The organism is Stenotrophomonas sp. S49 (assembly GCF_016624905.1).
In the GTDB taxonomy this organism is placed as follows: Bacteria; Pseudomonadota; Gammaproteobacteria; order Xanthomonadales; family Xanthomonadaceae; genus Stenotrophomonas.
Genome location: NZ_JACVUD010000106.1, coordinates 1 through 14,054, shown reverse-complemented (window position 1 = coordinate 14,054; position 14,054 = coordinate 1). Strand labels below are relative to the sequence as shown.

At 69.2% G+C, this 14,054-nt stretch carries 12 protein-coding genes; 9 read left to right on the top strand and 3 right to left on the bottom strand.

The annotated features are described in order from the left end of the window. Positions 1-87 precede the first annotated feature (87 nt). A complete protein-coding gene (locus tag IAE58_RS17610; protein ID WP_199934400.1) occupies positions 88-969 on the bottom strand; it encodes a LysR substrate-binding domain-containing protein in 882 nt (293 codons plus the stop codon). A 106-nt stretch (positions 970-1,075) separates the two neighbouring features. On the opposite strand from IAE58_RS17610, the gene IAE58_RS17605 reads away from it, so the two are divergent. Both IAE58_RS17605 and IAE58_RS17600 read left to right on the top strand, forming a co-directional pair. After that, positions 1,076-1,771 (top strand): ankyrin repeat domain-containing protein, encoded by a 696-nt coding sequence (locus IAE58_RS17605; RefSeq protein WP_199934399.1) that lies wholly within the window; start codon positions 1,076-1,078, stop codon positions 1,769-1,771. 46 nt (positions 1,772-1,817) lie between these two features. Continuing rightward, positions 1,818-3,275, top strand: coding sequence for an amidohydrolase family protein (locus IAE58_RS17600; protein ID WP_199934398.1), 1,458 nt, complete (start codon positions 1,818-1,820; stop codon positions 3,273-3,275). Between the two features lie 139 nt (positions 3,276-3,414). Here IAE58_RS17600 and IAE58_RS17595 read toward each other — a convergent pair whose 3' ends face one another. Together IAE58_RS17595 and IAE58_RS17590 are read right to left on the bottom strand one after the other, a co-directional pair. Beyond that, positions 3,415-4,065, bottom strand: coding sequence for a response regulator transcription factor (locus IAE58_RS17595; protein WP_199934397.1), 651 nt, complete (start codon positions 4,063-4,065; stop codon positions 3,415-3,417). After that, complete coding sequence (locus tag IAE58_RS17590) at positions 4,058-7,075, bottom strand: sensor histidine kinase (RefSeq protein ID WP_199934396.1); 3,018 nt, start codon at positions 7,073-7,075, stop codon at positions 4,058-4,060. The genes IAE58_RS17595 and IAE58_RS17590 overlap by 8 nt, the downstream gene beginning before the upstream one ends. A gap of 104 nt (positions 7,076-7,179) precedes the next feature. On the opposite strand from IAE58_RS17590, the gene IAE58_RS17585 reads away from it, so the two are divergent. The 7 genes from IAE58_RS17585 to IAE58_RS17555 all read left to right on the top strand — a co-directional run bounded on the left by IAE58_RS17585 (position 7,180) and on the right by IAE58_RS17555 (position 13,987). Then, positions 7,180-7,512, top strand: a complete 333-nt coding sequence (locus tag IAE58_RS17585) for a hypothetical protein (RefSeq protein ID WP_199934395.1) — start codon at positions 7,180-7,182, stop codon at positions 7,510-7,512. Between the two features lie 78 nt (positions 7,513-7,590). After that, positions 7,591-8,031: an AraC family transcriptional regulator gene (locus tag IAE58_RS17580; protein WP_108762207.1), complete on the top strand. Its 441-nt coding sequence runs from the start codon at positions 7,591-7,593 to the stop codon at positions 8,029-8,031. Between the two features lie 2 nt (positions 8,032-8,033). Continuing rightward, on the top strand, positions 8,034-8,690 hold the full coding sequence (locus IAE58_RS17575; RefSeq protein WP_108749849.1) for a hydrolase: 657 nt from the start codon (positions 8,034-8,036) through the stop codon (positions 8,688-8,690). A gap of 2 nt (positions 8,691-8,692) precedes the next feature. Beyond that, positions 8,693-9,118 (top strand): DoxX family membrane protein, encoded by a 426-nt coding sequence (locus IAE58_RS17570; protein WP_199934394.1) that lies wholly within the window; start codon positions 8,693-8,695, stop codon positions 9,116-9,118. A gap of 119 nt (positions 9,119-9,237) precedes the next feature. After that, complete coding sequence (locus tag IAE58_RS17565) at positions 9,238-11,085, top strand: amidohydrolase (protein ID WP_199934401.1); 1,848 nt, start codon at positions 9,238-9,240, stop codon at positions 11,083-11,085. Further along, positions 11,064-12,347: an alginate export family protein gene (locus tag IAE58_RS17560; RefSeq protein WP_199934393.1), complete on the top strand. Its 1,284-nt coding sequence runs from the start codon at positions 11,064-11,066 to the stop codon at positions 12,345-12,347. The genes IAE58_RS17565 and IAE58_RS17560 overlap by 22 nt, the downstream gene beginning before the upstream one ends. Next, the gene (locus IAE58_RS17555; RefSeq protein ID WP_199934392.1) at positions 12,341-13,987 is read left to right on the top strand and encodes an MFS transporter; all 1,647 of its coding nucleotides are present in this window, start codon (positions 12,341-12,343) and stop codon (positions 13,985-13,987) included. The genes IAE58_RS17560 and IAE58_RS17555 overlap by 7 nt, the downstream gene beginning before the upstream one ends. Positions 13,988-14,054 lie beyond the last annotated feature (67 nt).

The window sequence follows — 14,054 nt, the reverse complement described above, 5'->3', positions numbered from 1 at the left end:
CACCCGGCCCACCCCAGGAATCCAGCCTTTGACGTTGACGTTGACGTTGAATGGGCAGGTGCAGGGCGCAGCCCTGCAAACAAAGAACTACTCCACTTCGCGCTGCACCTGGCGCCAGAGTTCGGCGGCCAGTGCGCGTACGGCTTCGTCTGCATCGGGGCGGTGCAGCAACCCCAACTCGTAGTTGTCGATCACCGGCAGGCGGCGTTCGCCATCGATGATGCGATGCTCGCGGCCCACCGCGCGGCGCGGCAGCAGGCTGATGCCGATGCCATCGGCCACCGCGCCCTGGATGCCGCTGAGCGAGGAACTGGTGAACGCAATGCGCCAGCGCAGCCCCAGCGCCTCCACCGCCTGGATCATCTCGTCGCGGTACAGCCCGCGCGGCGGGAAGGTGACCAGTGGCAGCGGATCGTGCTGCAGGCTGCTGCTGCGCACACTGTCGATCCAGTGCATCGGCTCGCGCCGGCAGTGCACCGCCTGGCGGGTGTTGCGGCGCTGCTTCACCAGTACCAGGTCCAGCTCGCCATGGTCGAAACCATGGGCCAGGTCGCGGCTCAGGCCGCTGCTGATTTCCAGCTTCACCTGCGGGTGGCGGCGGCTGAAGGCAGCCAGCATGCGGGTGGTCTGCGGGTTGACGAAATCCTCGGGCACGCCGATGCGTACCGCGGTTTCCACCGTGGCACCGGCCAGTGCCTGGGCCAGCTCCTCGTTCAGATCGAGCATGCGCCGTGCGTAACCCAGCAGGGTGTGGCCGGCGTCGGTGGGGTGCACATCGCGGTGGCCGCGTTCGAGCAGGCGGTGTCCAGCCAGTTCCTCCAGCCGCCGTACCTTCTGGCTCACGGTGGACTGGGTGGAGTGCAGGCGGGTGGCGGCGGTGGTGAAACTGCCGCAGTCCGCCACCATCACCAGGGCCCGCAGCAGGTCCAGTTCGAACAGGGTTCTATTCGATTTGGCACTGTCAGCCATTTGAACATTTCACTTCTGGATGATTGCTGCGACTTCTACCATGCAGGAAAGGGTGCGGCAAGCGGGGCGAAGTGCCGCTCCGGCCCGTCGCACAGGAGAAACGCAGATGCGCACCCATCGTTGCCGCCGCTGTCCCACGCTGGGGCGCCTGTTGCTGCTGTGCCTGCTGGCGGTGCTGCCGACTGCCTGTTCGGCCAGCACCGGCGCGGCCTATGTGCGCCTGCACGATGCCGCTGCCCGTGGTGATGCCGCGGCCGTGCGGGCGGCGCTGGAGGGCGGTGCCCAGCTGGAGGCGCGCGACGCACAGGGCCGTACGGCGCTGTTGCTGGCTACCCACGGCAACCGGCTGGCGGCGGCACGTGTGCTGATCGACGCCGGTGCCGACGTCAATGCCAAGGATGCGCTGCAGGACAGCGCCTACCTGTACGCCGGCGCGCGCGGGCTGGATGACATTCTCGCGTTGACCCTGGCCCACGGTGCAGATCTGCGCAGTACCAACCGCTATGGCGGTACCGCGTTGATTCCGGCCGCCGAGCGCGGCCACGTGGCCACTGTGCGCACGCTGCTGCGCGCCGGGATGGCCGTGGACCACGTCAATCGTCTGCACTGGACCGCGCTGCTGGAGGCCATCCTGCTCGGGGATGGCGGCCCACGCCACGTGCAGATCGTGCAGTTGCTGCTGGAGGCCGGCGCCGATCCGCATCTGGCCGACGGTGATGGCGTGACGCCGTTGGCGCATGCCCGCCAGCGCGGCTACACCGCCATCGAAACCCTGCTGCGCCAGCACGGCGCGACCCACTGATATCCCTTACACCCCGCACGCCCGCGTGCCTACCAGGATGCCGTCCATGCTCCGTTGCTGCCCCTTGTCCCTTGCGATCCTTGTTTCTGTCGCGCCGCTGTCGGCGTCTGCGGCCGAGCGCGCCGACCTGCTGATCCGCAATGCCACCGTGGTCGATATCGAGCACGCGCGCAGCCTGCCCGGGCAGAGCGTGGTGATCCGTGGCGATGACATCGTGGCGGTGGGGCCCGACGCGCAGCTGCGCAGCCAGTGGAGCGCCAGCCGCCAGATCGATGCCGCCGGCAAGTACCTCATCCCGGGCCTGTGGGACATGCACGTACACTTCGGTGGCGGCCCGGCGCTGGTGGAGGAAAACAAGGCGCTGCTGCCGCTGTACATCGCCCACGGCATCACCACCATTCGCGATTGTTCGGGCGACCTGCCGGAACAGGTGCTGCAGTGGCGCGGGCAGATTGCCGACGGCACCCTGTTCGGGCCGCGCCTGCTCAGTTCCGGGGCGAAGATCGAGGGCATCAAGCCGGTGTGGAAGGGCACCATCGAAGTCGGTGACAAGGCGCAGGTGGATCAGGCGATCACGCGGCTGCAGCACGACAAGGTCGACTTCGTGAAGATCACCGACAGTACGCTGAAGCCGGATCTGTTCCTGTACGCGGCCAGCGCTGCGCGCAAGGCGGGCCTGAAGGCATCCGGCCATATTCCGATGGCGTTGACTGTGGAGCAGGCGGTGGATGCGGGCCTGGCGTCCATTGAGCACCTGGATTACGCGTTCAAGGCCGGCAGCAAGGATGAGGCGCAGATCGCCGCCGACTTCGGCGCTGGCCGCATCGACCGCGCCGAAGCCAACCGCCGCCTGGACGCCAGCTTCGACCGCGATACCGCGATGCACGCCTACCGCGACTTTGCCAAGCGCGGCGTATTCGTGACCCCGACCCTCAATGGTGGGCGCATCCTGGATTTCCTGGACCAGGATGACCATGCCAATGATCCCTACCTGGCCTACATCGGCCCCGGTCTGCGCGCGACCTACACCTGGCGCGTGGAGCGTGCGGCCAAGGCCAGCCCGGCGCAGATCGAGGCGCGCCATGCGCAGTACCACCAGGTGGCCGCGGTGCTGCCGATGCTGCAGGAAGCAGGGGTGACGATCATCGCCGGCACCGACGCAGGCTTCCTCAATTCGTACAACTTCCCCGGCATTGGCCTGCACCAGGAACTGCAGTTGTTCGTGAAGGAGGGGCTGAGCGCACCGCAGGCGCTGTCGGCGGCCACCCGCTCCGGCCCGGCGTGGTTCGGGCAGATGGACCGCTATGGCGGTGTGGCCGCGGGCAAGGCTGCCGATCTGGTGCTGTTGACCGCCAACCCGCTGCAGGACATTGCGGCAACGCAGAAGATCGACAGCGTGATCCTGCGCGGGGATGTGTATGACCGCGCCGCGCTGGACAAGATGTTGGCCGATACCCGCGCCAAGGTGGCCGCGTGGAATGCGCAGTCGAGCTCGCGCGACTGAGCGGAACACCATGAACGTAGAGTCGAGCTTGCTCGACTGAGCGGAAAGCCGTCGAGCAAGCTCGACGCTACGGTAAGGCAGAAGCCGTCGAGCAAGCTCGACGCTACGGTGAGGCAGAGGCCGTCGAGCAAGCTCGACGTTACGGGTTGCCGTCGTCCAGGCTGATGATGCCGCGGCGCAGGGCCTGGGTGACCGCGTGGGTGCGGTCACCCACGCCCAGCTTGTCCATCAGGCTCTTCATGTGCGCCTTCACGGTCTGCTCGGAGATCTGCATGCGCTCGCCGATGCGCTTGTTGGACATACCGCTGGCCACGTGGCGCAGTACCTCCGTTTCCCGCGGCGACAGGCGATCTTCCACCACGTGGGCGGCGATGCTGGCGGCCACTTCGGCCGGAATAGCCGCGCGGCGGCCGTCGGCGACGGTGCGGATGGTATCCACCAGCTCGTGGCGCAGCATGTCTTTCAGCAGATAGGCACTGGCGCCGGCCTGCAGCGCGCGCACCGCGCGCACGTCGCCGCGGTAGGTGGTCAGCACGATGATGCGCGCGCGCGGATCGAGCGCGCGGATCCGCACGATGGCTTCCACGCCGTCCAGGCGTGGCATCTGCAGGTCCATCAGCACCACGTCCGGCTGCAGCTGCTGGTAACGGGCAACGGCGTCCTCGCCGTCTGCGGCTTCGCCCAGCAGGCGAAGGTCGGCATGTGCGCACAGCAGGGCGGCCAGGCCATCGCGCAGCAGGGGGTGGTCATCGACCACCAGTACGCCGATGGGGGCAAGGGAATCAGTCATGGGTGTGGCGGCTCCAGGGCCAGCGCCAGCGTGGCGCGCGTCGTTGGTACAAGCGGCGGCCGGGCACGGCCAGCGCGACTTCGGTGCCCAGGCCAGGGCGGGTCCACAGCTGCAGTTCGGCGCCCAGCCGCTGTGCACGCTCGCGCATGCCCTGCAGGCCCCAGTGGCCGTGGCTGGCGCCGGGGTCGGCAATGCCGATGCCATCGTCACGCACGTGCAGCAGGAAGCTGCGCGGGCCGTAGGACAGCTCCACTTCGATGGCGCTGGCCTGGGCGTGGCGCATGGCGTTGCGGATGGCCTCGCGGCCGATCAGGAACACTTCCTCGGCGGCGTCGGTCTGCAGGGGCGGTGGGGTGCCTTCCACGGTCAGGCGCAGCGGATTGGTGCCTTCGCCAGCGTACTCGGCATGCACATCGGCCAACGCCGTGGCCAGGTCGCGGCCACTGAACGGACCATCGCGCAGCGCGTTCACCCGTTCGCGGCCTTCGGCCAGGTTGCGCTCGGCCAGCTGCATGGCCGATTCCAGCTGTGCGCGCACCGGGTCCGGGGTGCGTTCGGATTGGCTGATGGCGTGCAGGCGCAGGATCAGCCCCTGGCTGCCCTGCAGCAGGGTGTCGTGCAGGTCGCGGGCAATGCGTTCGCGCTCGCCGTGGCGTTCCTGCAGCCGGGCGCGGAACAGCGCGGCCAGCTGGCCACTGCGCACGCGCACGGCCATGGCCAGCACCAGCAGCACCACCAGCGCGCACAGCAGCTTGAACCACACCGTCTGCACGAAGGTGGGGGCGATGCGGAAGCTGCGGCTGGCAGGCTCCTGGCTCCAGACGCCGTCCTCGTTGGCCGCTTCCACTTCGAAGCGGTAGCTGCCAGCAACCAGGTTGGTGTAGTAGGCACGGGTGCTGCTGCCGGCATCCTGCCAGCTGTCATCCACCCCGGACAGGCGGTAGCGGTAGCGGTTGCGTTCGGGCCGCGCCAGTGACAACGCCACGAAATCGATCTGCAGCTGGGTGGTGCCGGCCGGTAGTTGCAGGCCTTCGGTCAGCGGCTGGTGCGTATCGCCGTACAGCACATCGCCGATACGCACGCCCGGGGCCTGGGTGTCGATGTGGTTCTGGGTGGTATCCAGCCAGGCCAGCCCCTGGTTGGTGGCCAGCCACAGCAGGCCGTCGGCGGCCAGCACCGCGGTGGAAATGGGGCCACTCTGCAGGGCGATGCCCGGCATCCCATCCACCGCATCGAACAGGCGCGGGCTCAGCGGTGTGCCCTGCAGCAGCGCGCTGCGCAGGGTGGTTTCCTGCAGGCGGACCAGGCCGCGGCTGCCGTTCAACCAGACCCGGCCGCGGCCATCGACCACGATGCCGGTGATGCCCTCCAGTACGCCGGCCAGGTCGGTGCGCACGCTCATGAACCTGCCATTGCCAATACGCACCGACAGGCCCGACTCACCGGCAACCAGCAGCAGATCGTGGTGCTGCAGCAGGGCGGTGATCGGTCCGACATCCAGCCCCTGCGCGCTGCCGTAGGTGGCCACGCCGGTGCTGTCCAGGCGGCGTACCCGGCCATCGGCATACCCCAGCAGCAGGCTGCCATCGCTGCCCTGGGCCAGGCTGGAGCACGCACGCTCGGGCAGGCGCGGTTCGCGCAGCCAGTGCCCGGCCTGGTAATGCAGCACGGCCTGTTCGCCGGCGCAGATCCACGCATTGTCGTTGTCGGGGAACAACAGGGCGTGGCTGGGCTGGCCCGTGAACGGCGCAGGCAGCGGAATGCGCGTGGTCTTCCCGGCATCGGTGCGGGCCAAGTTCACCCAGTCGAACTGCCACATCGGGCGCGCATCCCGGCGCGCGGCCGCCTGCAGCTCCTGCGCGCTGCGGTCCAGCAGTTGCCGGCGCAGATCGTAGGGCTGCAGGTCTTCGCCATAGCCATACACGCGGCCATCGTCGGTGCGTACCAGCGAGCGATACGGGTCGGTCGGTCCGACGGCCAGGGTCTGCACGCTGCGCGCGCGGAAGCGGTTCAGGCCAAGGTTGGTGCCTACCCAGATATTGCCTTCGCGATCGAGCACCACCGGTACCGCCGACGTGGCGGTCAAACCTTCGGCGGTATCGAAGCGCTCGATGCCGGTGGCAGTGTTGCCGTCGAAGCTGACCCGGGCCACGCCACCGTGCGGGCTGAAGGTCGCCCACAGGTCGCCATTGGCGGTGAACTGCATGCGCGCGGCGAGCAGGCCGGGCAGGCGTCGCGCCTCGCGCTCGCTGGCCGGCAGCACGCCGTTGCGGTCAGCCAGCGGCAGGGTGCCGCGGTTGCGGTCGGCCAGCCACACTTCGCCACGCGGGCTCTCGGCCAGGGTGGACATCTGCGAGACGGCGATGCCGGTCGAGGTGAAGCGTGAGGCACCTGCCGGGCGTGACCAGACCTGCAGGTCGGCCAGTACCCACAACGTGCCGTGGCTGTCCTGGAACACCCACTGCACGCGGTGGTCGGGCAGCCCGGTGCTGGCATCGGCCTGCCAGTGCTGCCCGTCGAACCAGCGCAGGCCGCCGTTCACTGCGGCCCACAGCCTGCCATTGCGATCGTGCTCGAAACGCGGCACCACGCCCACGGGGATACCCTGGGCGCGTCCGTAGTTGTCCAGCCGCCCGGGCTGGCTGTGGCTGATGCCTGCCTGGAAGTAGCCGATCCACAGGCCCTGCTGCGGGTCGCGCGCCAGAGTGACCATGTTGGTCGAAGGGAAGCGCTGGCCCGCCGGCGCTGCCTGGCGCTCGAAGCGGCGGCCATCGAAGCGGTAGAGACCCGAGCCGGTGGCCAGCCACAGCAGGCCATCGCGGTCCTGGGCGATATCCCAGATATCGCCCGGTGCGCCCTGGCCCACGCGCCAGGCCGTGTGCTGGTAGCCGGGCATGCCGGTGCTGACCGGCGGCTGCTGCACGGCCAGCGCCGTCGCCGGCAACGCCAGCGACAGGCAGCAGATCAGCCCCTGCAGGCACTGCAGGAAAGAGCGGGGGAGGGCGCGCATGCCGTCATTCTGGCAGGTGCGGGGCAGCCCGGGGTGACCCGAACGGGGCAGGCGCCCAGCGTGTGGGTGCGCTATCACATCGGCATGGAGCAGGGAGGCCGCCGATGCAACGCTTGTTCGTGATGTTCCCCGACCGCGCGCCGGGGATCGGCCTGCTGTGGCTGCGCCTGTGCCTGGCGGCGGCGCTGTGGCCGGCGCAGGCGCCTGGCAGTGGGGTCTGGCTGGTCTGCATGGCCGCGCAGGCGCTGTTGCTGCTGGGCTGGCTGACCCCGCTGGCGGTGCCCTTGGCCCTGCTTGGGCTGTGGCTGCAGGCCGCGCCGTGGCCGCTGCTGGCACTGCCGGTGGCGCTGTTCCTGCTGGGCCCCGGGGCCTATTCAGTGGATGCACGCCAGTTCGGCCGGCGTGTGCTGGAGCGCGGGCCTCCCCCAAAAGGGTGAGTGCCACGCTGGACCGTCGGGGGTAGGGCGCGGCACGACCGCAGCGCACCATGAAGGCCCCCGTCGCGGTGCATTCGCATGGCCCTGCAAACCCCGCCTGCGTTCGCGGCAGACGCGCTTGCCCCGAACCAATCGGCCGCCCTGCAGCGCGCCCTGCGTTACATCGACGAACACCTGTCGCAGCCGCTGCGGGTGACCGAGCTGGCCGAAGTGGCCTGCGTCAGCCGCTTCCATCTGGTGCGCCTGTTTCGTACCGGTACCGGTGCCAGCCCATTGCGCTATGTGCGCCGCCGGCGCATTGAACGCGCCCGACAACTGCTGCCCGACAGCACCGGTTCCATGTCCCACCTGGCCCAACACCTGGGCTTCTTCGACCAGAGCCATTTCGTGCGCAGTTTCCGCGCCGAGACCGGCTGCAGCCCGGGCCAGTACCTGGCCGGTGACGCCGCGCTGCGGCTGCCTGCCGAGCGCGCCTGCGGCCGCCTGACGCCCCCGCCTTCAACCACCCCTGGAGTCTGACCATGACCACCGCAACCGCCACCCCCGCCAAGGCCCTGCTGTCGCCCACCGACCACGCCCTGGTGCTGATCGACTACCAATCGCAGATGGCCTTCGCCACTCACACCATCGACATCTCGGCCCTGCGCAACAACGTCTCGCTGATCAGCAAGGGCGCCAAGGGCTTCAACGTGCCGGTGGTGCTGACCACCGTGGCCGAGAAGTCGTTCTCCGGCCCGATGTTCCCAGAGCTGCCGGAGATCTTCCCCGGCCAGACCGTGTTCGACCGCACCTCGATGAACACCTGGGAAGACCAGCCGGTGATCGATGAGATCAACCGCATCGGCAAGCGCCGCCTGGTGCTGGGTGGCCTGTGGACCAGCGTCTGCATCGTCGGCCCGACCCTGTCGGCGCTGGAGCAGGGCTTCGAGGTCTACGTGATCACCGACGCCTGTGGCGACGTAAGCGACGAAGCGCACGAACGCGCCATCACCCGCATGGTGCAGGCCGGTGCCGTGCCGATCACCAGCGTGCAGTACCTGCTGGAACTGCAGCGCGACTGGGCGCGCGGTGAAACCTATGGCCTGACCACCGGCATCGCCCGCGACCACGCCGGTGGCTACGGCATCGGCATCCAGTACGCCAAGACCATGTTCGGCGCCCAGGAAGGCGGTCACTGAGCATGACCAGCAGTCACGGCCTGGACCTGGCCTTGCTGATGCTGCGCGTGGCGGCAGGTGGATTCCTGCTGCCACATGCACTGGGCAAGCTGTTGGGCTGGTTCGGCGGCCCCGGCCTGGGTGGCTTCGCCGGCGAACTGCGCGGCTTCGGCCTGCCCTCGGCCGCGCCCCTGCCGTTGCTGCTGGCGCTGTTGCAGGTGCTGTCCGGCCTGGCCGTGCTGCTGGGCTGGCAGACCCACGTGGCCGCCCTGGCGGCGGCCGCGTTCATTGGCTTCACCGCGCTGCTGGCCCTGCCCAAGGGCTGGTTCTGGATGCGCGGTGGGGTCGAATACCCGCTGATGTGGACCTTCGTCCTGCTGGCCATCGCCTGCGCCGGGCCCGGTGCCTGGGCGCTGGATGGCCCGCTGCTGCAGGGAGACCTTGCATGAGTTCCGACCTCCACCATCCCGGCCGCCGCAACGTCGTGCTGGGTGCCGGCGCCGCGCTGGCGCTGGGCCTGGCCGGCACTGCCGCCGGCGCCATCGAATCAACATCCAAGGAGCGCCGCATGAGCACCCTGGTCATCCGCAATGCCCGTATCACCACGCTGGACCCGCAACGCCCGCACGCGCAGGCACTGGCCGTGCAGGAAGGCCGCATCGTCGCCGTGGGCAGTGATGAGGAGATCATGCGCGCCTGGGGCAACGAGGCCACCATCCTGGATGCGCAGGGCCGTCGCCTGGTTCCCGGGTTGAATGACAGCCACACCCACCTGATCCGCGGTGGCCTGAACTACAACCTGGAGCTGCGCTGGGACGGCCTGCGTTCGCTGGCCGACGCCATGGCCATGCTGAAGGCGCAGGTCGACCGCACGCCGGCGCCGCAATGGGTGCGCGTGGTCGGCGGCTTCACCGCCAGCCAGTTCACCGAAAAGCGCCTGCCGACCCTGCAGGAACTCAATGACATCGCGCCGGATACGCCGGTGTTCCTGCTGCACCTGTACGACCGCGCGCTGTTGAACCGTGCCGCGCTGCGTGCCTGCGGCTACACCAAGGACACCCCGGACCCGCCGGGCGGGCAGATCGTGCGCGATTCGCTGGGCAACCCGACCGGCCTGCTGCTGGCCAAGCCCAACGCGCTCATCCTGTATGCCACGCTGGCCAAGGGCCCGCGCCTGCCGGTGGAATACCAGGCCAACTCCACCCGCCACTTCATGCGTGAGCTGAACCGCCTGGGCATCACCTCGGTGATCGACGCTGGTGGTGGGTTCCAGAACTACCCCGAGGATTACCAGGTCATCGAGCAGCTGCATCGCGATGACCAGCTGACAGTGCGCATCGCCTACAACCTGTTCACCCAGAACAAGGGCAACGAGGTGAACGACTTCCGTGGCTGGAGCGAGATCCTGCAGCCGCGCCAGGGCGATGACCTGCTGCGCCACAACGGTGCCGGCGAGATGCTGGTGTTCTCGGCGGCCGATTTCGAGCTGTTCAACGAGCCGCGCCCGGAACTGCCGCCGGAGCTGGAGCCGGAGCTGCACGACGTGGTCAAGCTGCTGGTGGAAAAGCGCTGGCCGTTCCGCATCCACGCCACCTACGATGAAAGCATCACCCGCATCCTGGACGTTTACGAACAGGTGAACCGCGAGGTGCCGTTCGATGGCCTGCACTGGTTCATCGACCACGCCGAAACCATCACCCCGCGCAACATCGAGCGTATCCGCGCGCTGGGCGGCGGCATTGCCGTGCAGCACCGCATGGCCTACCAGGGCGAGGCCTTCGTGCAGCGCTATGGCGTGCAGGCCGCGCGCCACACCCCGCCGGTCAAGCGCATGCTGGCCGAGGGCGTGCCGGTGGGCGCCGGTACCGATGCCACGCGCGTGGCCAGCTACAACCCGTGGGTGGCGCTGTCGTGGCTGGTGACCGGGCGCACCGTGGGTGGGCTGGCGCTGTATGGCGACGAGAACCTGCTGGAACGCGAACAGGCGCTGCGCCTGTGGACCCAGGGCAGTGCCTGGTTCTCCGGCGACGAAGCGGTGAAGGGCACGCTGAAGGAAGGCCAGCTGGCCGATTTCATCGTGCTGTCGGCCGACTTCTTCCGCGTGGATGATGGGCAGATCGCCGATATCACCAGCCTGCTGACCGTGGTCGGCGGCCGCATCGTGCATGCCGACGGCGACTACGCCGGGCTGGCCCCGCAGTTGCCGCCGGCCATGCCGGACTGGTCGCCGGTGAACAAGTTCGGCGGCTACCACGTGGGTGGCGTGGCCACCGGACTGGCCGCGGCCCACCACCATCATCATGGCGCCGCCTGCGGCACCCATGGTGCGCACGGCCACGCCGCCCACCACGCCGCACCGACCGATGATCTGACCGCGTTCTGGGGCGCCATGGGGTGCTCGTGCTTCGCTTTCTGACGTTGGCTGCGTTGGCCGCGCCGTCGCTGGCGCTGGCCTGCGACGGTGGTGCCTGCACGGCAGTGGGTGACGGCCAGCTGCAGTGGGATGCGTCAGTGCGCGTGCGTGGGCTGTACTACGACCCCACGCGCTTCGGCGTGGGCGGCGGCGAGGATGGCTACGGCCTGCTGCGCGCGCTGGCGGCGGCCACCTACCGCCGTGATGACTGGGAAGCGAAGCTGCAGCTGGGCGTGCACGCCGAGGACGGCAAGGCTGGCGGCCCCGGCCGCACCGATCGCAGCGCGCTGGATGTGCAGCAGGCCTACTGGCGCTGGCAGGGCGAAGGCTGGCACGTGCAGCTGGGCCGGCAGGAAGCTGGATACGGCAGCTCGCGGCTGCTGTCCGTGCGCGATGGCCCGAACATCCGCCTGGCCTTCGATGGTGCGCGCGTTGGCTGGAACGGGCGCATGGGACAGCTGGACCTGATGGCGCTACGCCCGGTGGAAAACCGCCCCGGTGCGTTCGATGACCGCGGCGAACACGGTGCCCACCTATGGGGCGCCTATGCCACCACCGCACGTGGACACGGCGCAGGGCAGTGGGATGTCTACCTGCTGGACTACCGCCGCGACGGTGCGCGCTTCGCCGCCGGCACGGGCGTGGAGCGGCGACAGACCGTGGGCACGCGCTGGTATGGCCAGGCCGGCGGGCTGGACTGGAACACCGAACTGGTGGCCCAGGGCGGTGAGCTGCGCACGGCCGGCGCCGATCTGGACATCCGTGCATGGACCATCGCCACGGACACGGGTTGGCGCTGGTCGGCGTTGCCGCTGCAACCGCGGCTGGGCCTGAAGGCCGACCTGGCCAGTGGCGATGGCAACCTGCATGACGGCCGGCTGGGCACGTTCAACGCGCTGTTCCCCAAATCGGCGTACTTCAGCGAGGCCAGCCTGTTGGCGCCGGCCAACCTGATGGATGTGCAGCCGACGCTGGCGCTGCGGCTGGACCCGAAGGTCACCACCGAACTGGGCGTGCAGATGGCCTGGAAGCACCGCCGCGCCGATGCGGTGTACACCACCCCCGCGCCGCTGTCGGCGCTGCCCGGCAGTGCCGGTGGCGCACGCCGCATCGGCACCCAATACAAATCCGAAACCCGCTGGCAAGCCAGCGAACACTGGCAATGGCAGCTGCAGCTGGCCTGGGTCGATGCCGGTCCTGCACTGAAGCAGGCCGGCGGCCAGGACACCCTGTTCGCATCGATCGTTGGAGCATGGCAATGGTGAACGCAACCGCGTCACAATCTTCCCCCCAGGCCGCAGGTGCCTGGTCCCCGCTGAAAGTCAGCATGTTCCGGGCCCTGTGGCTGGCGATCCTGGCCAGCAACATCGGCACCTGGGTGAACGACGTCGCCGCGGCCTGGGTCATGGCCGAGCGCACCGGCTCGCCGCTGATGGTGGCCCTGGTGCAGTCGGCCACCACGGTGCCGATCGTGCTGCTGGCGCTGGCCGCCGGTACCCTGGCCGACATTGTCGACCGCCGCAAATACCTGTTGTTCACCCAGGGCTGGATGCTGCTGGTGGCGGCGGTGATGGCCACGCTGACCGCGTTCGACCTGCTGACCCCCAACCTGCTGGTGCTGCTGACCTTCTGCATGGGCTGTGGTGCGGCCATGGCCATGCCGGCGCAGGCTGCGATCGTCTCTGAACTGGTGCCGCAGCCGATGCTGGCCTCGGCGGTGGCGCTGAATTCGATCGGCATCAACATCGCCCGTTCGATCGGCCCGGCCATCGGCGGCGTGATCGTGGCGCAGCTGGGTGCGGTGTGGGCTTTCGGCTTCAATGCCGTCACCTTCGCCGCCATGCTGTTCGTGGTCTGGGGCTGGAAGCGCGACCCGAAGGCATCGAGCCTGCCGCCGGAAGGCTTCGGTGCGGGCCTGAAGGCAGGCCTGCGCTACGCCAGCCGTGCTGGTCGCCTGCAGGCGGTGCTGATCAAATCGGTGGGCTTCTTCTTCTTCGCCGCAGCGATGAACGCGATGCTGCCGGTGGTGGTGCGTGGGCAGATGCATGGCGGGGCAGGGCAGTACGGCATCCTGCTGGGCTGCATTGGCATCGGTGCGGTGGGCGGTGCGCTGCTGCTGCCGAAACTGCGCGCCAAACTTGATCGCGACCTGCTGGTGCTGCTGGCGACGCTGGCGCTGGCGTGCAGCCTGGTCGGTCTGGCCCTGACCCGTAGCTGGTACGTGCTGCCGGTGGTGATGCTGGTCAATGGCTTCGCCTGGATCACGGTGCTGTCCTCGCTGCAGATCGCGGCGCAGACGGCGGTGCCGGCATGGGTGCGTGCACGTGCGCTGGCGCTGTACATCATGGTGTTCTCGGCCGGCATGGCGGCCGGTGGCCTGAGCTGGGGCGCGCTGGCCCAGCGCACTTCGCCGGAACTGGCCCTGCTGGTTGCGGCCGCGGGCGCGGTGGTGGGCGGCCTGCTGGTCTGGCGCGTGCGCATTGCCGGCACTGAAGAACTGAACCTGCGCCCGGCCGGGCATTGGCCGGCTCCGGAGCTGGCAGTGCCGGTATCGCATGATCGCGGCCCGGTGCTGGTGACGGTGGAATACCGCATCGAAGCCGGCGACCGCGCGCTGTTCCAGGCACAGATGCGCGCGCTGGGCACGATCCGCCGTCGCGACGGTGCGGTGGTGTGGGGCGTGGTGGAAGACGTGGCAACGCCGGGCGTACACCTGGAGTATTTCGTGACCCCGTCGTGGCTGGAGCACCTGCGCCAGCATGAGCGCATCACCGCCGACGACAAGGCGATCCAGGAAACGCTGCGCGGCCTGCACCGTGGTGAGCGCGGACCGATCGTGCGGCACTTCGTGGGTGGGCAGGATCCGTTGCCGGCCAACGTGCCGCACCATCACAGCGATATCTGAGAGCGGTGGGCGGGGGGGGGGCGGGGGGGCGGGGGGGGGGGCGCCCGGGCCGGGGCCGCGCGGGGCG

Coding starts and splice junctions, on each gene's coding strand:
- IAE58_RS17610 (WP_199934400.1), bottom strand. CDS start 969: ATGGCTGACAGTGCCAAATCGAATAGAACCCTGTTCGAACTGGACCTG.
- IAE58_RS17605 (WP_199934399.1), top strand. CDS start 1,076: ATGCGCACCCATCGTTGCCGCCGCTGTCCCACGCTGGGGCGCCTGTTG.
- IAE58_RS17600 (WP_199934398.1), top strand. CDS start 1,818: ATGCTCCGTTGCTGCCCCTTGTCCCTTGCGATCCTTGTTTCTGTCGCG.
- IAE58_RS17595 (WP_199934397.1), bottom strand. CDS start 4,065: ATGACTGATTCCCTTGCCCCCATCGGCGTACTGGTGGTCGATGACCAC.
- IAE58_RS17590 (WP_199934396.1), bottom strand. CDS start 7,075: ATGCGCGCCCTCCCCCGCTCTTTCCTGCAGTGCCTGCAGGGGCTGATC.
- IAE58_RS17585 (WP_199934395.1), top strand. CDS start 7,180: ATGCAACGCTTGTTCGTGATGTTCCCCGACCGCGCGCCGGGGATCGGC.
- IAE58_RS17580 (WP_108762207.1), top strand. CDS start 7,591: ATGGCCCTGCAAACCCCGCCTGCGTTCGCGGCAGACGCGCTTGCCCCG.
- IAE58_RS17575 (WP_108749849.1), top strand. CDS start 8,034: ATGACCACCGCAACCGCCACCCCCGCCAAGGCCCTGCTGTCGCCCACC.
- IAE58_RS17570 (WP_199934394.1), top strand. CDS start 8,693: ATGACCAGCAGTCACGGCCTGGACCTGGCCTTGCTGATGCTGCGCGTG.
- IAE58_RS17565 (WP_199934401.1), top strand. CDS start 9,238: ATGAGCACCCTGGTCATCCGCAATGCCCGTATCACCACGCTGGACCCG.
- IAE58_RS17555 (WP_199934392.1), top strand. CDS start 12,341: ATGGTGAACGCAACCGCGTCACAATCTTCCCCCCAGGCCGCAGGTGCC.